We start from the raw sequence: 17,574 nt of genomic DNA, 5'->3' as shown, positions 1-17,574 counted from the left end.
CGACCTGTAAATAAAAAATTACACAAAAAATAATCAGTTATTCAAATTGACAGTTGAAAAAAAGTTATCTATCATTGCCAACCTCATAAATTTAGAAGCAGGGTTATCATGAAACGCACTTTTCAACCTAGTAATTTAAAACGTAAACGCGATCATGGTTTTCGTTTAAGAATGTCTACTCGAGCTGGTAGATTAGTTATAAAAAGACGTCGTGCTAAAGGTCGTAAGCGTTTATCTGCCTAAGTGTTTGCATTTAAAAAAGCGCAACGGCTATTAAAAAAAAATGATTTTGATTTCGTGTTTGAAAGCGCGAAAAAAATAACTACAGATGACTTTATTTTCCTTTTCAGAGAAAATAAGTTAGGCTATGCACGCCTTGGTTTAGCATTGTCAAAAAAAATGATAGCTAAGGCTCATGACAGAAATCGCATTAAACGGCTACTTAGAGAAAGTTTTCGTCATACTAACTTGCCTGCTGTAGATATAATCATTTTGGCAAGACCAGGTCTAGCAAAGAAAACCAATTTAGGTATAAATACTAAATTAAATAAAACATGGGAAAAATTAGCCTCATGCTACGGCAAATAGTTTGCTTACCAATAAAAATGTATCAGTATTTTATTAGCCCTTTGATAACACCATGTTGTCGCTATTATCCGAGTTGTTCAGAGTATGCTGACAGTGCGATCAAACATTATGGCGTAATTAAAGGTTTATTGATGGCACTTAACAGATTGTCTCGTTGCCATCCATGGTCAAAAGGTGGCTATGATCCTTTATTTCCTAACGATAAGAATTGAGAATATTTAATGGATATACGACGTATAGTTTTATATATGGCGCTTGCGCTTATTGGTTTATCACTTTGGAACGCTTGGCAAATTGATTATCCAGCCAAACAACCAGTTGAAGAGAAGACAGCAAGCCAATTAACATCAGATGGGCATTTGTTACCACAAATAATTCCTTCTAATGCAGAGCAACCCGTAACTTTGAAAGCAGAGGAAAAAGCAAGCAGCGGTAAACAATTGATTCAGGTTAAAACAGATGTTTTGGATGTCGACATTGATTTAAAAAATGGAGATATTGTTAAAGGTTTATTGCTTGATTATCCACTAAGTGTTGAAGATAAAAATAAACCATTCCCTCTCTTGCAAAATCAGGCCAGCCAGAGATATGTAGCGAACAGTAGCCTTTTTGTTTTAGATGGCCAGACACCACAATCATTGGATTTTGATTTTACATCAGAAAAAGAATATTACGAATTGAAACCTGATCAAAACCAGCTGATAGTCACTCTAAATGGCAAAAGCGAAGACGGTTTGGATGTGAAAAAAGAATTTGTTTTTACAAAGGGAAGTTATTTAATCGAAGTCAATTACAAGATAGCCAATACCGGTAATTCGTTATGGAAAGGGTATTTTAATACCCAGTTATTGCGCAGTTCTCCCAAAGAAGACAAATCGAGTATTTTTCATATTGGCTCGTATACAGGTGCTTCCTTTTCAAATCCTGGAAAAAATCGTTACCAAAAAGTTAGTTTCAGTGACATGAGCAAATCTAACCTGGATGTGGATGCAAAAGGTGGTTGGATTGCTATGCAACAACACTATTTTTTGAGTGCTTGGGTTCCCAATGCGGATAGTGAAAACAAGTTTTATACATTAGCTACGGATAAAGATTATACTATTGGAGCAGTAAGCCAGCCTATTACGGTCAAACCAAAAGAAGATAAAATTGTAGGATCCAAATTATACATAGGACCAGAAATTACCAGTGTTTTAAAAGGCATATCCCCATCTCTGGATTTAACGGTGGACTATGGCATTTTGTGGTTCTTGTCTTCGTTATTATTTTCTTTAATGAAAGCAATTTATACTGTTGTTGGGAATTGGGGCTGGTCAATTGTTCTTGTGACTGTCCTAATTAAATTGGCATTTTATCGATTATCAGCTACAAGCTATAAATCCATGGCTAGTATGCGGAAGTTGCAGCCTAAGTTGCAAGCTTTGCGTGAGCGATATGGTGATGATAAAGCTAAAATAAGCCAAGCTACCATGGAACTTTATAAGCAAGAAAAAGTAAATCCTTTAGGCGGCTGTTTACCTATATTAATTCAAATTCCAGTTTTTATAGCGCTCTATTGGGTTTTACTGGAAAGTGTTGAGTTAAGACAAGCTCCATTTATATTTTGGATAAATGATTTGGCTTCAGCAGATCCTTACCATGTTCTTCCATTGATCATGGGAGCAACCATGTTGATTCAGCAAAAGCTCAATCCAGCACCAGCTGATCCAATGCAAGCTAAGGTAATGATGTTTTTACCCATATTATTTACCGGACTGTTCTGGAATTTTCCTTCTGGTCTGGTTTTGTACTGGATTGTGAATAATACTTTATCAATATTACAGCAATGGTACATCACCAGAAAATACTCAGATGAAAAGCCAGCTAAAAAGGTTGTTGCCACAGCAAAATAAATGTCAATAGATACCATTGTTGCTATCGCTACCCCGCCAGGACGAGGCGGGGTAGGAATCGTCAGAATATCAGGTCCAAATGCTTATGCTATAGCCCTTTGTCTAAATGGGAACAAAGCATTGCAACCACGTTTAGCCACTTTTTGCTCTTTATATAAAGGAAATAATGAAGTCCTTGATCAAGGATTGGTTCTTTATTTTAAAGGACCTCATTCTTTTACAGGTGAGGATGTTATTGAAATTCAAGCGCATGGCTCACCTGTAGTTTTGGATTTATTAATTAAGGAATCCATAGCAGCAGGCGCAAGGCTAGCCAGGCCGGGTGAGTTTTCTGAAAGAGCATTTCTTAATGATAAAATCGATTTAATTCAAGCAGAAGCCATAGCTGATTTAATTCAAGCCAGTTCAGATACTGCGGCTCGTATGGCTTTAAAATCACTGCAAGGTGATTTTTCTAAAAAAATAAATCAATTGAATGAAGAACTAATTTACTTACGCATGTATGTTGAAGCTGCTATCGATTTTCCTGAAGAGGAAATTGATTTTCTTAATGATGGAAATGTCAGCCAATTACTACAAAAAATTATTGGACGATTAGAAGATATACGTTCACAAGCGAATCAAGGAGTTTTGTTGCGTGAAGGGTTATCCTTGGTTATTGCTGGCAGGCCTAATGCAGGAAAATCAACCTTAATTAACAACCTGGCAGGGCGGGATGTTGCCATTGTTACTGAAATTGCCGGTACTACGCGAGATATTATGCGAGAACATATCCTATTGGATGATATCCCTCTACACATTATCGATACGGCAGGATTAAGAGACAGCGATGATCTGGTGGAGAAAGAGGGAATAAAACGTGCTTGGCAAGAGTTGAAGCGAGCTGATTGTGTGCTTCTTGTAGTAGATATTAACAATCCTGATCAACAAAATTCTCTGCTTAATGAATTGAGATTAACATTACCCAATAAAATACCCATAATCACGGTATACAATAAAATTGATACTACTAAACTTACAGCAAAATGTGATGAGCATACAGTTTATTTGTCTGCAAAAACTGGTGAGGGACTGGATGAGCTAAAAAAGGTGATTAAACAAGTGGTTGGATATCAACCAACAGAAGGCCAATTTTTAGCTCGCAGACGACATCTACAAGCGTTGGATGAAGCAAAAGCTTTGTTACTAACTGGGCAATCGCAGCTAACAAATCATAAAGCTGGAGAATTGTTGGCAGAAGATTTACGGTTAGCTCATCAGACTTTATGTGAAATTACAGGTGAGTTCACTTCAGACGATTTATTAGGAAAAATTTTTTCCAGTTTTTGTATTGGAAAATAACGATGATGCAAGGCAGTCATCATGTGAATTTTCAATTTTTCTTCTTTTGAATACAGCAAAATTATTATTAAATATTTTGTGGTGATGTGCTTTATTGGGTCAATAAATTTATTCTTTTAGTTTCAGCACATTTCAAATGAACCAGCTTTTATCTTGATTCATTTTTATGCAAAAATCAGTCTGAATCGCAAAAATCAATGTGTAAAATATTAATACAAAAAAGCTTGTCAAAATACATATCAAATGGTAACGTATTATTGTAAAACTTCCTGTGTAATTTTTGTGAGTTCTTAATATGGTCTACTCAAAACAAAGTGCTGCATTTCGTAGGGATAAACAACAATTTTTCGCCCAAATTCCGAAGGATAGTAAACTGGACACAAAAATTGTAACAATTGATGATCGAGTAAACACTATAGATTACACTTTTTTACTACATCACAAACAGGATTTAGAAGCTGAATTCACTCAAATGTTTACTGTGTTACAGCAGCAAGACGATGAAAATAAAGAAATTTTCTGGCTGTATTGCTACTATTGTGCGTCCTTGCTGGAGGCTTTCCACAAAGCTTATTCACAAAACAGTAAACAAGCTGAATATGCTAAAATAAAACAAAAAATAAAAGACCATTTAAATAAGGTCAATGTCAAAGAGGAAGAATCTGGTTTTATTCAATCCTTGTACAATTCCTTTCTTGGAGGTTTTCGCAATTTAATCAGCTCTCCATTGCACGCTTCCAAAATCAGAGATTATGTTGCCTACTCGAACTTGTGTCGTATCTATTGGACGTTTTGTCGTTTGACTTTAACTAATGGATTGAGCGTAGCTCGAGACCTAAAAATTATTGAGAAGTTGGATGCTATTTTAGGAACTCATACTGATGTCGATAAGATTATTTCAACTCTTCAAGCACCTACCGGGGTTATAACTTACTTTAGTGTTGGTTTCTTTTTGATGCGCTTAATAATTGATGGTGGTATGCTATTAAGACATACCTTTTTCCCTACTGAATTGGAAAAAGGCGCAGAAAATGGTTGTGAAATCCATCAAATGGATTATTTGCCAGGCCCAGCCAGTCTCGAAGCATATAGAAAAAGTTATATTCTTGTTCATGAAGACAATCAAGAAGTATCACTCTATTACATTCCTAGAAGTGGTAAAGCAGAAAAATTAAGCATTAAAGAAAATAACAAACTGAAAGATGCTTTACTGAAGAAAATGAATAAGGACACATCATCCCTTCGTTTGAACTCAACTGAAGTAGAAGAGATAATCACTCATCAAACAGGGCATGTTCCCGAAGTGACTACGGCATGGGACAGATTTAAACATGAGTTTTATAAACGACACTGTAATTTTGCCAATGACTTTGTTTGGGCTACAATCAACCTGCTTACCAACTATAATTACCTTTTTAATATTTCCGCTCCTGCAGCAGGGATGATCACTTCTGTTTTTCTCGGGTTCGACGTATGCATGGCTTTATATAAGTGCAACTTAGCCAAACAAGAATATTTGATTAAGAAAGCTCAATATTTGCAGGAAATAGAAGACTATAATAATCCGGAAAAATTCAAAAAAATGACTCCTGAACAGCGATTATTGCATATAGAGATGCTCAATAAGCAACTTAGAGAGCTTGAAATTAATTATAAAACCCAGGAGGCTACTTTTTACTTTGTTGCCGCTGCTGCCGCCTTATTGATGATGGGATTTACTGCATCGATGCTGGTTAGCCCGCCTATATTAGTCGTTGGTTGTTTTTTTGCCTGTACTCTTGCTGTTGCAATGTATCTGTCTACGGGATCTTATTCGAAATACGAGGAAAAAAGTTTGTATTTGGAAGAGGCTCAATTGACAGGTAAAAACCTTCCAGTTGCTCTTAAAGAATATGAAGCAGCTCGGAATGATTTTATTTTTACCATGGTAAAAAATACGGTCATGCCTATAGTTTTAATTACAACATTTGCAATTTGCTGGCCTGCTGCAATTGTTTTAACAGCTATGTACATTGGTTATGAAATTTTCCATGCTTATGACCAACACTCTGAAGCGAAAGCGGCCAAACAGTTGGCTTTAGCCGCTCCTTCAGAGGAAAAGGATGGATATATGGCCTTAGCCACTCCCAATTAGGTTTCAGGGTACATTGCTTTGACGGCAGCGATATCTTTTTCACTTAAATGAGTTCGCTGCCCTATTTCAACTCCATCAACTAGAGGTATGATAGTTGGCTGACCATTCTTGGAAAAAGCAAATCGACCATAATGCATAATGGATCCATAGTCGTATTCACCGAAATCTTTCCCATCAGTTAAATGTTGGTCAAAATTAAATTTATGTTCTTCATCAATATTTTCCCAGACGATACGAATATATTGATTTCTGTCTGATCGGGATTGCTCATGCCACATGCCCAAGGCATGTCCTATTTCATGTACCGTATTCATGGTAGTACATCTTGGCGCCAAATTGATCTCTTGCTTCCCTCCCTGGCGTCCAACGTAGGAAGAGCAGGTTGTGCCTTCTGCCGGGATAAAAGAAATGTAATCACGATAGTCATAGCGATTTTTAGAAGTTAATTCAACGAATTCTAAATTCGTGTTTTTCTGCCAATGATCTATTGCTTGTAAAATGGCAAGCTTGTTTATAAAAGGTAAATTTTCAGCAATTTCATAAGGGATAACACCATTTGGCCAGCGTGAACCTCCTACTTTTGGTGTAATAACAGCACCTTGGTTTTTAAGATTCTCTGCTTTACCAATCAAAATATCACCTTCCACTACTGCAAATTCTCCAACTTGTTCATAGGTAATGGTACGACTGCCCATTATTGGATCAGTTATTGTGATTTGATGGAGATTAATTGCGTAAGAAGAGGAGAAACATAATGAGGAATAAAACAAACTGGCAATCCATGATTTAGTTTTCATATATAGTCCTTAAGTCTAAAAAAACCAAGGACAGTTTAGGGGAAAGAGGGAGTAGATTTCCAGAACTTTTTATATAGTTTGTTGACTCTTGATAACCTTAAAGCAAGAACGCTTTTACAAAACGTCCTTAATTGATAATTATGCGCAATTACAAGAATAAATAGCTATAAGAATATAGCGGTGCAAAATATATAAGGTTAAGTTTAAATATTTTTGCCAAGAGTCGGTGTAATGTTGTTAACCTGAGCACTATCTCCATTTTGATTAAAGAATTTTAAATGCTTATCTGGTTATTCGAATAATTATTAATATCCTTAGTTTCATGAACAATAGCTTGTAAAGCAATATCCATGCTAAGAGAAAATTATGCAGAATCTTTAATGAATGGAGGCTGCTATTTTAATTCGATCAGAAATGTGAAAAACTGGATTTTTCTGTTATTTACTAAAATAATCCTTTGGTTTTGAAATGAATGAGTGAGAGGTAGGATGACTCGAAGTCAATTGATTTTGGCTATTTTAGCAGGCTTGGTCATAAGTATTGACAATATGATTAGTATTGTTGCATTTTCTTCGCTTATTTATCAAGGTGCATTAGAGATTTATATTCCACTTGTCATTAATATATTGGCAATTTCAGTAATTATTATAAGCGCCAGCTATTTGTTCATGTCTTCCCCTCCTTATGCAATCGCTCAGTTGCAAGATGAAGCGGCAATTTTGTATTCAGCCATGGGTTTAGTGATAATTAAGTCGATGCCATCAAGTTCTACGAATGAAGCCATCTTTATTACGATTCTCTTTATGCTTGGAGTCACTACCTGTTTAACGGGCTTATCATTCTACTTCGTTGGAAAATTTAGGTTTGGAAATATTATCCGTTATCTGCCATATCCTGTGATTTGTGGTTTTATGGCAGCGACAGGCTGGCTAGTTTTATCAGGAACATTTGCATTATTAACTGGTAAAGCGCTGCATCAGAATTGGCTTGTCTTTTTTCATAAAGAGGAAATATTATTGTGGGCGCCAGGTTTTATTGCGGGAATAGTTGTTTATATTTTTAAAGAAAAATTAGGTTATCGATACGCGCTTCAATTGATGTTTATTTCTCTTGTAATTCTATTCTATGCTCTTTTTTATATTTTTAATTTGGAGTATTTGGTCGATCCAACCGAAGGGTACGTCTTGGGACCTTTCAATCAAAGCCATATTGATTCGCTCATGAAACCTGAAATATGGCAAATGATTCATTATCCATTCTCAATGACCCTATTGAATTACATAGGGTTAGTTATACTGGTAAGTTTTATTGCCTTGTTATTAAACGCAAGCAGTTATGAATTGATAGTTAATAAGCAATTAGATTTAAACAAGGAACTTCGTATAGCAGGTATTGGCAATGTATTCAGTGGATTACTTGGAGGAATGGTTGGCTATTTGTCTTTGTCAGCGTCCACTGTTGCAAAAGAGTATGGCGGCGCTCGTATTATAGGGGTGATGGCTTTCGTTCCCATGTTGCTTATTTTGTGCTTTGGTGCTGTGGTCGTTGAATGTTTCCCGAAAATGGCTATCGGCTGTTATTTGTTTTATATCGCTTTTTGCTTTCTATCTGAATGGTTGATCAATACCTGGCGTTTATTAAATTTAAGTGAATATTTAATCGTTTTGCTGATATTGGTTATTGCTATTGTCTTTAATATGATTACGGCGGTTGCTATAGGAACGGTTATTTCAATTTTTATCTTCGCTTTTCGCTACAGCAAAATAAATCCGGTTAAGTATTTGTTTTCCGGAGCAGATTATAATTCTTCTTTTGAGAGAAATCCTATATCTCAATCCATTTTATCGACACAGGGAGATGAAATTCAGTTTTTGAAGTTGCAAGGATTTCTTTTTTTTGGCTCTATTTACAGGCTACTTCAGTTAATAAAAAGTATACAGAAAGCTCGATATATTATTTTAGACTTTGAGCTTGTCTACAATATCGACTCATCCCGCATTATTTTAATGAAAAACTTAAAGCTCCATGCGGAAAAGAATAATATTTCCTTTGCAATTTGTTCATTAAAGCCCATTGTTTATCATGAATTAATGAAAACCAATTTATTACAATCGAAAACCAACTGGCTTAAAGTCTTTACTGATCAAGAATCAGCTTTAGAGTGGTGTGAAGATCAAGTTATAGAAAAATATACAGAAAATATAAATATTGAAGAAGTAACACTTGAGAAACAGTTACTCTATTTAGGTTTTTCCTCTGAACTGGTAGCATGGATTAGTGAAAAAGCTTCTATAAAACCTTATAACCCTGATGATATCATTTGTCATGAAGGAGAAGAGTCAAACAGTGTTTACTTTATTCATCGGGGAAGAGTTACAGCATTTGTCGGTGATAAACGTGTACTTGTTGTGGGTTCAGGTAATGTACTTGGTGAAATTGCTATATACACTCATAAGAAGCGCACAGCAACATTAAAAACCAATGAAAAAACCATTGTTTATGAAATTGATTTGAAATCAATCCAGGAGCTTTCTAAAAATAAACCCCTACTCTTGGTTCAATTTCATGTGTGTATGGCTAAAATTTTGGCAAACCGTCTCTCGGTACTAAATAAACGGATAAAAGTTTTTGATTCCACCGCCATATTGCAATAAAAGTTAATAAAATATTCTTTTACTGTGAAATAATAAGGAACAACGTTTTAAAGTTGTTCCAATTGTCTTAACTGAATTCGATAGGCAAGAACTCTCTTGTCCATGATGTAATGCCAGAGCGGTGGAATTAAAGCTATGATAATCATTCCGAGGTACCCTGAGGGAAGTTGAGGGCTGTTCTCCATATGACGTAAAATTTGATAGGGTCGTGCACCATGGGCATGGTGATCTGAATGGCGTTGTAAATGAATTAGCAGCTGATTACTTAGCCAATGATTAGCATTCCATGAATGATTTGGATTTACCTTTTCATATTGGCCGTTACTCAGCATTTTCCTTTCCAGCCCATAGTGCTCAATATAATTAACAATTTCTAATGTCAGGATGGCAATGAATGATTGTAATAAGAAAAATGACAGAGCGATTAATCCCCCAAAAATGAAACAGACTATACAAATCATTAATGGCACAGTAAGGATCCACCAAAAATTATTATGTATGCTCCAGATGGAATAATTTTTATGCGATAAACGCTTTTCTTCCAAAATTAAGGCAGATTGAAACGAACCTAATAATGTTTTTGGTAAAAATTGATATAAATTTTCGCCTAATCGTGCTGTGGCAGGATCGTCAGGCGTTGCTACTTTAACATGATGGCCTTTGACATGCTCGATAAAAAAATGACCATAGCAAACTGTAACCAATAAAATTTTACTCATTAGTTGTTGCAATTTACTGTTTTTATGCATCATTTCATGAGCAAAATTGATGCCTACTCCACCTGAGATAAGTCCTAGTGACATGGTAAATCCTAACCATTCATTCCAAACCAAATTTTGAGTACTAACTATATAGACTCCATAAGCAATGATGGTTATTTGTATAGGCACATAGGCGCAAGTAATATATTTAAAGAACTTATCTTTTAGGAGTTCTTGTTCCTGCTCTTTTGTTGGATTTACCGAATCATGAAGAAAGGCATCAATTAATGGAATAAAAGCAAAAACAATAAAAAAGGGTAGAAAACTGTACCAGCCTCCTAAATATAAAGAGACAAAGGGTAATGGGATAAGTAAATAGACCAGTAAAAAACTATATTTTTTTAAATCATCCATTTTATAATTCCAAGCATAGCCTAATATAGAAACAATATAGCTTAAAAGGCGATATCTTTGCTTGGTCTTAGAGGACAAAAAAAGGTCATTTACGGACAATGTTATGGAAATAAGCGATCAATATTCTTTTTAGCTCTCTTTTAATTTCAATGCCTCTTCATAGAGCTGATTTTTATTGGCATTAGTCAATCTGCATGCAATAGCCACAGCCTGCTTTAAAGGCAACTCTTCCAACAATATCTTGAGTAGTTCTTCATGCGAGTTGGGGTCTTTATTTGTTGAGCGAGGTGGAAAAATCAAAACAAATTCACCTTTGATATGACCGGGTTCACTGAGTAGCCAGTCTTTAATTTCTTTTATTTTTCCAGATACAAATCGTTCAAAGGTTTTGGTTATTTCTTTTGCTAAAACAAGTTCATAATCTTGGCCATAGATCTCTGCAATATCGTTAAGACAGTCTATGATTCTGTGAGTTGATTCATAGAATACTATGGTATAAGGCACTGACCGCGATGATTCCAGGGCATGTTTTCTGGCACTTTGTTTGGCCGGAAGAAAACCTAAAAAGGCAAAAGAATCGCAGGGTACCCCGGCAGCACTTAACGCAGCAATTAAAGCGCATGCGCCAGGAACAGGCACAACAGGGATATGGTGCTGGCGAGCCTGTTTCACTAAAGGAAATCCAGGATCGCTAATCAAGGGCGTGCCTGCATCACTGATTAGTGCGATTGATTTTCCATGGAGCAGCAGCTCAATTATCTCATTGCTTTTGTTCGCTTCATTGTGGGTGTGCAATGAAGCTAAATTATTTTTTATCCCTAGCGAAGTCAATAATTGCATGGAATGGCGTGTGTCTTCAGCAAGTATTAAATCAACGCTTTTCAAGGTATTAAGAGCCCTGAAAGAAATATCTTCGCGATTTCCTATTGGGGTAGCAACTATATAGAGAGTTCCTAAACCTGTTGCTAGAGTGTTTGTCATAGTTTATCCTCTTGCGAAAAGCAAATTTGGCGAATTAACATGTTAATTAAACAATTAAAACTTCGCATGTTCTTAGTATTGGTATCTCTTTTTTTGCTTTGCCAATGCACAAAAACAGTTAACTCAACCGAGCCTGTAGTAACAGTTAATAAAAAATTAAAATCTCCATATTCATTACCTACTGCAGCATACTTGGCTATGGCTAAGAATCAACAAGGCCATGAAAAGCAAAGCGCATTGATTTCCGCAGCTGGCCGTTTAATTACTGATGGTCAATGGAAGCAAGGAACTGCCATTTTAGCACAAACTGGGGAATTAACAGTTGAGCAAGCTAATGAAAAGAATCTTTTACTGGCAAAAGTCGACATTATGCGTGATAGGCCCAGAGATGCCTTAGCCAAGTTAGCTAGAATTAAAGAACCTGAAAGACTCTCGTTATATAATCAAATCCAATTTCACGAACAATTGGCGAAGTCATTTCGGTCCATTGGTAGTTACTCTGAATCAGTTAGTGAGCGTATCAAGTTAGAATCATTGCTCCCTGATGAGGAAAATCAGGTCAATAATCGGCGGGCTTTGTGGTTGACCTTAACCAGTTTACCTCAAGAGGAGCTGAATACAATGGCTCTGGAGGCTGTGAACAAATCAGAAATGCAAGGCTGGTTGCAGCTGGCTGTTATTTCCCGTAAGTATAGAAATAACTCAAAGTCGTTGCTGGCTGCCTTGGATCAATGGCAGATGCATTTTAGTAATCATCCAGCAAATCAGATTTTGCCTAATCCCTTAGACAGCATATCAGGTAAATTATTAGCTCCACCTAAACAGGTTGCTTTGTTATTGCCTTTAAGTGGTCCATTATCCGGGCCGGGTAATGCTATACGGGAAGGCTTTATGGCAGCCTATAAGGCCAACAGGGGAGATGAATCAACAAAAATTAAAGTTTATGATACAAGCAAAGACGATATAACGAACACATATCGCCAAGCTATTTCTGACGGTGCCGAATATGTTGTTGGTCCTTTAACGAAAACTCAAGTCGCTACCATTGCATCAATGGAGCATCCGGTTCCTACCCTATTGCTAAACGATACGGATACCAGCACACAAAGCAATTCTTATTCCTTAGGCTTATCCCCTGTTAATGAAGCGATTCAGGTTGCAATAAAAGCAAGAAGCAAAGGATATAAAAAAGCGCTGATTATTGCCCCCAATAATGCTTGGGGTAATGAAGTAACGAAAGCTTTTATCAATCAGTGGAATGAAGATGGGGGCCATATTGTTGACTCTCTTCGCTACGAAGCCAAACAAGATTTGAATAAGAGCATGAAAGATTTTTTACAAATCACCAATAGCCAGGAGCGCGAGAAAAAACTAAAGCAGGTATTAGGCTATAATTTCCAATCGACTACGAGCCGAAGACAGGATTTTGATATGATATTTTTATTGGCTTATCCTTCCAAGGCCCGCCAAATTATGCCTTTATTAAAATATTATTATGCCGGAGATGCTCCTGTGTACGCTACTTCAAGTGTTTATGGCGGTAGCGCCAATGCTTTGAAGGATAAGGATTTGGATGGGATCATTTTCTGCGATATGCCTTGGGTATTTTCTCATCAGATGGGAACGAAAAACTGGCCTGAACAATTCAATAGCTATAACAGGCTTTATGCTTTAGGCGTGGACAGTTATACCTTGGCTACCCAATTAAACCAACTGATATTATTTCCAGCCGATGGCTCTAACGATTCAACAGGTATTTTATATTTAAAGCCGACTCAACAAGTAGCCAGGGTTCTTGAATGGGGGCAATTTAAAAAGGGTTTAGCCCATTCACTAGGGGATACTGTTTAGTTTTGAAGTGAGCCAAGAATAATGACCCAAGAAAAAGGAAAGTTTGCTGAACAATTGGCTTTAAATTACTTAAAGGAAAATGGTCTTGCATTAGTAATGCAAAACTATCATTGCCGTTTAGGAGAAATTGATTTAATTATGCGTGAGGGATCTTATCTGGTTTTTGTTGAGGTCCGTTCGCGTTCAAATATGAACTTTGGTGGGGGGCTTGCCAGCATTACTTACGAAAAGAAACAAAAAATAATAAAAGCAACTTCTCATTATATGATTAAGTATCGCATACAAGATAAATTTCCTATACGGTTTGATGTGATTAGTATAGATGGAAAATCAAACAAGATTACCTGGTTAAAGAACGCATTTGATGCAGGATGCTAGGAAGATAATGAATAGAAGGTTTTGAAATGATTCAGTTAGAAGAAAGAGTAAGGCATTTATTTGGTGTCACAATAGAAGCAAAAATATCAGCAGCTGATGTGTTGTCGGGTTCAATAGCTAAAGCAGGGAAGTTGTTGGTTAACTGTTTATTGAATGATGGAAAAATATTCATTTGCGCCAGTGGGGGATCTAGTGCTAATTGCATGCATTTTTCCAGTTCCATGCTAAATCATTTTGAAGTGGAAAGACCTTCTTTGCCGGTCATTAATTTATGCGCTGATGCGTCCTGTTTGAGTTCATTTGCCGATGAGCATCACTTTGGTCAAGTGTTTGCAAGGCAAATTCAAGCCTTGGGCCAAGAGCAAGATGTATTACTTTTACTAACTACATCAGGTAATTCTGATAGCATGCTGCAAGCTCTTCACGCAGCAAGTGAACGCGGCATGGATACCATTGCACTAAGTGGCCGCGATGGAGGTGTTTTGGCGAATCATATGGGGCCAGAGGATATAGAGATAAGAGTGGCATCTGACAGTACTGCATTGATAAGAGAGCTACACTTGTTCATATTGCATTGTTTTTGTGATTTAATCGAACAATCTTTATTTGGCCAAGTTTTAGGATAAAAAATGAACATGAATCTAAAATTTAAATCCATCATAGTAATGATGATTGGTGCTTTACTGACTGGTTGCGTTGCTGTGGTTGTTGCAGGTGCTGCAGCAGGAATGGTTTATGATAGAAGAAGCGTAACTACCATGGAGGCGGACGCCCGATTATTTCATGTGATTCATAAAACCATCATCAAGGACCCTCGATTTCGGCACTCGAGAATTCTTGTTTCCAGTTTTAACCGGGTGGTATTGCTGGTTGGACAAACTCCCGCTGCATCATTACGCGTTCTAGCAGAGCGGATTGCCCAAAATGCCCCTGGAGTTAAAAGAGTGTATGATGAAATAACCGTTGATAATCCCATTCCCTTGACTCAAAGGACAAAAGACAGTTGGATTACAAGTCAAGTGAGAAGTAACATGTTGACTAAAAAGGGACTTGAATCGGGTTCAATACGGATAGTCACTGAAAATGGAGTAGTCTATCTGATGGGAATTGTTTCTGACGAGCAAGCATTGCTAGCTGTTGATGTGGCAAGACGTGTTGCTGGAGTGAGAAAAGTCGTAAAAATATTCCAATATATACGTTAGCATGTTTAAACACGGATGTTTTATACTAATAGTCTTTTTTTTAGCCAGCTGCTTGTCAGGCTGTCTGGGGGTTTTATGGACTGGGGCAACTCTAGCCTATGACCGGCACAATGTATATAAAAAATTAGATGATTATAATTTAATAAAAGCTCTTAATGATGTTTTAGCTGTCAACCGGACATTTAAAAACTCAGAGACAGTACTGGATATTGCTGTGTTCAACAGAGATATTTTAATAGCAGGGCATGTTCCAACCCAGGAGTTGTACGATGAATTACAACTACGTCTAAGCAAAGTTAAAGGATACAGGCGGTTATTCAATCGTGTAATTATCAATAAAATGCCATCCAACTCGATCCAGGACAGCTGGATTACCACGAAAATCCGTAGCCAAATTTTTGCAGACTCTTCAATCGATCCTAACGCTTTCAAGGTGGTTACTTCTGATCGTGTTGTCTATTTGATGGGAGATGTTCAGACAGAACAAGCTGAAAAAGTGATTAAAATTGCAAGATACACAGGTGGTGTACAGAAAGTAATAAAACTTATGCGGTATTATACTTATCAAACCAGTACGAATATGGCCTGATCAGAATCAGGCCAATAGCTGCACGTCCAATCCAGGAAGTGGCTAACCTGGGAGGATAAGTATACTGTATCAATGGAATCGACCTTTATCCAGTCGTTTTCGTATTTTTCTCAAATTAAACTCACGTAACAGCCCTGTAGAGCCATTTACAATATTTTCTTCGTCGTTATTGTTCGTTTGATTGCATGGATGAGATCTGCAATGTTGTCGATATGAAAGGTGATTTTTATTATGCTTGTGTGAAAGCCCATCGCTATAACGATTGCTCATTTTTTCTTGCAGCCTGGCTGCTGTATGCTGAATTTTCTCTGACATTTTTTAATCCTTAGGCGAGGTTAAATAGTAAATCGCTTAACATGTGATTAATGCTAAACCCTACATTACAATTATAGCTCGTAATTTGAATATCAACGTTGATTATTACAATTGTTTAATTTATAATTCGCGCCGTGAAAGTTAGGTGAATATGTGAACAAACAGCTGAATAAGCGCGGAATCACGCGATTGTGGCTGGCGCAGTTGGGAGTTACTATAATCCTGGCTGGCCTTTGCGCAATTTTATTTGGTGTCAATGCGGCCAGTTCTGCATTGCTTGGTGGACTGGTTTGTATTATACCAAATGCTTACTTTGCTATTAAACTGTTTAAGCATCAAGGCGCGAGAGCTGCGAGGCAAATAGTTAATAGTTTTTATAAGGGTGAAGCGTTAAAAATAATATTGTCCATGTTCCTGTTTGCATTAGTATTTTTATTATGTAGGATCACACCGGCAGCGTTTTTTGCATCATACATTTTGGTTCTTATGACGCATTGGTTTGCCCCATGGATTATTGTCAATAAACAGAATAGGCCAAAAAGTGACTGAAATGGTATCTAGCACAAACTATATTAAGCATCATTTAACGTACCTTACCTATAACGTAAATGATATGACATTCGGTTCAAGTGGTGGTTTTTGGACTTTGAACCTGGATACAATCTTCTTTTCTATAGCCTTGGGTCTAATTGCTCTGGCAATTATGTATTTAGCGGCAAGGAAAGTAACCACTGGTGTTCCTGGAAAGTTACAAAATTTTGCTGAGCTCATGCTCGAGTTTGCTGATAATCAAGTTAAAGATTGTTTTCATGGAAAAAATAACCTAATAGGCCCATTGGCATTAACTATCTTCATGTGGGTATTCCTGATGAATTTTATGGATATCGTGCCGGTAGATATCCTTCCTGTACTTGCGCAGCTAGTCGGTATACACTACCTGAAAGTTGTACCAACTAATGACTTGAATTTAACATTTGGATTGTCACTTTCTGTATTTTTTCTAATAGTTTTTTACAGTTTAAAAATAAAAGGCGTTAAAGGTTTTGTTAAAGAGCTCACCCTGCAGCCCTTCAATCACCCACTATTCATTCCATTTAATTTATTGTTGGAGTTGGTTGGGCTGATAGCTAAACCCATTTCCTTGGCATTACGACTTTTTGGTAACTTATACGCTGGCGAATTAATATTTATTTTGATAGCCTTACTAACCTTAAATGCAACAACGTCATCATTAATTAGTACTATGACACTGGGTACGGCGCAATTTATTCTTGCACTCGCCTGGTCCATTTTCCATATATTAGTGATAACCTTACAAGCATTTATTTTTATGGTACTGACTATAGTTTATTTGAGTTTGGCCCATGAAGATCATTAACCGATTTAATTATCATCATCCATTGTAAAGGGGATAAAATATGCAAGCTGCTGAATTAATAGCACAAGTTCAAAGTATGACCGTCATTGCGGTTGCCTTGTTGATAGGTTTAGGTGCGTTAGGCACAGCCATAGGTTTCGGATTGCTAGGCGGTAAATTTCTCGAAGGCTCAGCTCGTCAACCAGAAATGGTACCTATGTTACAAGTTAAAATGTTTATTGTAGCTGGTTTGCTTGATGCGGTAACCATGATTGGGGTAGGTATTGCATTATTCTTTACCTTTGCTAACCCTTTCCTAAGCAGCCTGGGTTCTTGATAACACACAAATAGGGCGCTATGCGCCCTCACTGTTACAGGAG

19 protein-coding genes are annotated in these 17,574 nt (G+C 36.9%); 15 read left to right on the top strand and 4 right to left on the bottom strand.

Annotated elements, in window-relative coordinates:
- Window positions 1-108: 108 nt before the first annotated feature.
- The 6 genes from rpmH to LPG_RS15170 all read left to right on the top strand — a co-directional run bounded on the left by rpmH (window position 109) and on the right by LPG_RS15170 (window position 5,955).
- Window positions 109-243, top strand: a complete 135-nt coding sequence (gene rpmH / locus LPG_RS15195; RefSeq protein WP_010948689.1) for a 50S ribosomal protein L34 — start codon at window positions 109-111, stop codon at window positions 241-243.
- On the top strand, window positions 244-588 hold the full coding sequence (gene rnpA / locus LPG_RS15190; RefSeq protein ID WP_011947894.1) for a ribonuclease P protein component: 345 nt from the start codon (window positions 244-246) through the stop codon (window positions 586-588).
- Complete coding sequence (yidD, locus tag LPG_RS15185) at window positions 555-800, top strand: membrane protein insertion efficiency factor YidD (RefSeq protein WP_010948687.1); 246 nt, start codon at window positions 555-557, stop codon at window positions 798-800. The genes rnpA and yidD overlap by 34 nt, the downstream gene beginning before the upstream one ends.
- A gap of 9 nt (window positions 801-809) precedes the next feature.
- The gene (gene yidC / locus LPG_RS15180) at window positions 810-2,480 is read left to right on the top strand and encodes a membrane protein insertase YidC (RefSeq protein ID WP_010948686.1); all 1,671 of its coding nucleotides are present in this window, start codon (window positions 810-812) and stop codon (window positions 2,478-2,480) included.
- Window positions 2,481-3,821: a tRNA uridine-5-carboxymethylaminomethyl(34) synthesis GTPase MnmE gene (gene mnmE, locus LPG_RS15175; protein ID WP_010948685.1), complete on the top strand. Its 1,341-nt coding sequence runs from the start codon at window positions 2,481-2,483 to the stop codon at window positions 3,819-3,821.
- A gap of 295 nt (window positions 3,822-4,116) precedes the next feature.
- The gene (locus LPG_RS15170; RefSeq protein ID WP_010948684.1) at window positions 4,117-5,955 is read left to right on the top strand and encodes a lpg3000 family Dot/Icm T4SS effector; all 1,839 of its coding nucleotides are present in this window, start codon (window positions 4,117-4,119) and stop codon (window positions 5,953-5,955) included.
- Here the strand turns inward: LPG_RS15170 and legP are convergent.
- On the bottom strand, window positions 5,952-6,752 hold the full coding sequence (gene legP / locus LPG_RS15165; RefSeq protein ID WP_010948683.1) for a Dot/Icm T4SS effector LegP: 801 nt from the start codon (window positions 6,750-6,752) through the stop codon (window positions 5,952-5,954). The genes LPG_RS15170 and legP overlap by 4 nt on opposite strands.
- 488 nt (window positions 6,753-7,240) lie before the next feature.
- Between legP and LPG_RS15160 the strand changes: the two genes are divergently transcribed.
- Window positions 7,241-9,406 (top strand): SulP family inorganic anion transporter, encoded by a 2,166-nt coding sequence (locus LPG_RS15160; RefSeq protein WP_016357055.1) that lies wholly within the window; start codon window positions 7,241-7,243, stop codon window positions 9,404-9,406.
- A 47-nt stretch (window positions 9,407-9,453) separates the two neighbouring features.
- Here LPG_RS15160 and LPG_RS15155 read toward each other — a convergent pair whose 3' ends face one another.
- Window positions 9,454-10,521 carry an alkane 1-monooxygenase gene (locus LPG_RS15155; protein WP_027223809.1) on the bottom strand — a complete coding sequence of 356 codons (1,068 nt, stop codon included), beginning with the start codon at window positions 10,519-10,521 and terminating at the stop codon, window positions 9,454-9,456.
- A 129-nt stretch (window positions 10,522-10,650) separates the two neighbouring features.
- A complete protein-coding gene (rsmI, locus tag LPG_RS15150) occupies window positions 10,651-11,502 on the bottom strand; it encodes a 16S rRNA (cytidine(1402)-2'-O)-methyltransferase (RefSeq protein WP_010948680.1) in 852 nt (283 codons plus the stop codon).
- A gap of 39 nt (window positions 11,503-11,541) precedes the next feature.
- Here rsmI and LPG_RS15145 point away from each other — a divergent pair, with 39 nt between their 5' ends.
- Genes LPG_RS15145 through LPG_RS15125 form a run of 5 tightly spaced genes read left to right on the top strand, consistent with a single transcriptional unit; the run spans window position 11,542 to window position 15,522 of the window.
- On the top strand, window positions 11,542-13,353 hold the full coding sequence (locus LPG_RS15145) for a penicillin-binding protein activator (protein ID WP_010948679.1): 1,812 nt from the start codon (window positions 11,542-11,544) through the stop codon (window positions 13,351-13,353).
- 21 nt (window positions 13,354-13,374) lie between these two features.
- The gene (locus LPG_RS15140) at window positions 13,375-13,731 is read left to right on the top strand and encodes a YraN family protein (protein ID WP_010948678.1); all 357 of its coding nucleotides are present in this window, start codon (window positions 13,375-13,377) and stop codon (window positions 13,729-13,731) included.
- A 26-nt stretch (window positions 13,732-13,757) separates the two neighbouring features.
- The gene (locus LPG_RS15135) at window positions 13,758-14,357 is read left to right on the top strand and encodes an SIS domain-containing protein (protein WP_010948677.1); all 600 of its coding nucleotides are present in this window, start codon (window positions 13,758-13,760) and stop codon (window positions 14,355-14,357) included.
- A gap of 3 nt (window positions 14,358-14,360) precedes the next feature.
- On the top strand, window positions 14,361-14,933 hold the full coding sequence (locus LPG_RS15130) for a BON domain-containing protein (RefSeq protein WP_010948676.1): 573 nt from the start codon (window positions 14,361-14,363) through the stop codon (window positions 14,931-14,933).
- Window position 14,934: 1 nt separating this feature from the next.
- The gene (locus tag LPG_RS15125) at window positions 14,935-15,522 is read left to right on the top strand and encodes a BON domain-containing protein (RefSeq protein WP_010948675.1); all 588 of its coding nucleotides are present in this window, start codon (window positions 14,935-14,937) and stop codon (window positions 15,520-15,522) included.
- A gap of 69 nt (window positions 15,523-15,591) precedes the next feature.
- On the opposite strand, the gene LPG_RS15120 is transcribed toward LPG_RS15125, so the two are convergent.
- Window positions 15,592-15,837: a hypothetical protein gene (locus tag LPG_RS15120; protein ID WP_016357054.1), complete on the bottom strand. Its 246-nt coding sequence runs from the start codon at window positions 15,835-15,837 to the stop codon at window positions 15,592-15,594.
- 153 nt (window positions 15,838-15,990) lie between these two features.
- Between LPG_RS15120 and LPG_RS15115 the strand changes: the two genes are divergently transcribed.
- Genes LPG_RS15115 through atpE form a run of 3 tightly spaced genes read left to right on the top strand, consistent with a single transcriptional unit; the run spans window position 15,991 to window position 17,531 of the window.
- Window positions 15,991-16,386, top strand: a complete 396-nt coding sequence (locus tag LPG_RS15115; RefSeq protein WP_010948673.1) for a F0F1 ATP synthase subunit I — start codon at window positions 15,991-15,993, stop codon at window positions 16,384-16,386.
- A gap of 1 nt (window position 16,387) precedes the next feature.
- The gene (gene atpB, locus LPG_RS15110) at window positions 16,388-17,215 is read left to right on the top strand and encodes a F0F1 ATP synthase subunit A (RefSeq protein ID WP_015443864.1); all 828 of its coding nucleotides are present in this window, start codon (window positions 16,388-16,390) and stop codon (window positions 17,213-17,215) included.
- Window positions 17,216-17,255: 40 nt separating this feature from the next.
- Entirely contained in the window at window positions 17,256-17,531 is a 276-nt protein-coding gene (gene atpE / locus LPG_RS15105) for a F0F1 ATP synthase subunit C (protein WP_010948671.1), read from the top strand.
- Window positions 17,532-17,574: the final 43 nt, after the last annotated feature.

The sequence above is a fragment of the Legionella pneumophila subsp. pneumophila str. Philadelphia 1 genome (assembly GCF_000008485.1).
Classification (GTDB): domain Bacteria; phylum Pseudomonadota; class Gammaproteobacteria; order Legionellales; family Legionellaceae; genus Legionella; species Legionella pneumophila.
The sequence above is the reverse complement of the archived record's forward strand: the minus strand, read 5'-3'. Positions and strand labels throughout refer to the sequence as shown.

What these genes read in the sequence shown, in the direction of transcription:
- rpmH (WP_010948689.1), top strand. Translation starts at nt 109, where the DNA reads ATGAAACGCACTTTTCAACCTAGTAATTTAAAACGTAAACGCGATCAT.
- yidD (WP_010948687.1), top strand. Translation starts at nt 555, where the DNA reads ATGGGAAAAATTAGCCTCATGCTACGGCAAATAGTTTGCTTACCAATA.
- yidC (WP_010948686.1), top strand. Translation starts at nt 810, where the DNA reads ATGGATATACGACGTATAGTTTTATATATGGCGCTTGCGCTTATTGGT.
- mnmE (WP_010948685.1), top strand. Translation starts at nt 2,481, where the DNA reads ATGTCAATAGATACCATTGTTGCTATCGCTACCCCGCCAGGACGAGGC.
- LPG_RS15170 (WP_010948684.1), top strand. Translation starts at nt 4,117, where the DNA reads ATGGTCTACTCAAAACAAAGTGCTGCATTTCGTAGGGATAAACAACAA.
- legP (WP_010948683.1), bottom strand. Translation starts at nt 6,752, where the DNA reads ATGAAAACTAAATCATGGATTGCCAGTTTGTTTTATTCCTCATTATGT.
- LPG_RS15160 (WP_016357055.1), top strand. Translation starts at nt 7,241, where the DNA reads ATGACTCGAAGTCAATTGATTTTGGCTATTTTAGCAGGCTTGGTCATA.
- LPG_RS15155 (WP_027223809.1), bottom strand. Translation starts at nt 10,521, where the DNA reads ATGGATGATTTAAAAAAATATAGTTTTTTACTGGTCTATTTACTTATC.
- rsmI (WP_010948680.1), bottom strand. Translation starts at nt 11,502, where the DNA reads ATGACAAACACTCTAGCAACAGGTTTAGGAACTCTCTATATAGTTGCT.
- LPG_RS15145 (WP_010948679.1), top strand. Translation starts at nt 11,542, where the DNA reads ATGTTAATTAAACAATTAAAACTTCGCATGTTCTTAGTATTGGTATCT.
- LPG_RS15140 (WP_010948678.1), top strand. Translation starts at nt 13,375, where the DNA reads ATGACCCAAGAAAAAGGAAAGTTTGCTGAACAATTGGCTTTAAATTAC.
- LPG_RS15135 (WP_010948677.1), top strand. Translation starts at nt 13,758, where the DNA reads ATGATTCAGTTAGAAGAAAGAGTAAGGCATTTATTTGGTGTCACAATA.
- LPG_RS15130 (WP_010948676.1), top strand. Translation starts at nt 14,361, where the DNA reads ATGAACATGAATCTAAAATTTAAATCCATCATAGTAATGATGATTGGT.
- LPG_RS15125 (WP_010948675.1), top strand. Translation starts at nt 14,935, where the DNA reads ATGTTTAAACACGGATGTTTTATACTAATAGTCTTTTTTTTAGCCAGC.
- LPG_RS15120 (WP_016357054.1), bottom strand. Translation starts at nt 15,837, where the DNA reads ATGTCAGAGAAAATTCAGCATACAGCAGCCAGGCTGCAAGAAAAAATG.
- atpB (WP_015443864.1), top strand. Translation starts at nt 16,388, where the DNA reads ATGGTATCTAGCACAAACTATATTAAGCATCATTTAACGTACCTTACC.
- atpE (WP_010948671.1), top strand. Translation starts at nt 17,256, where the DNA reads ATGCAAGCTGCTGAATTAATAGCACAAGTTCAAAGTATGACCGTCATT.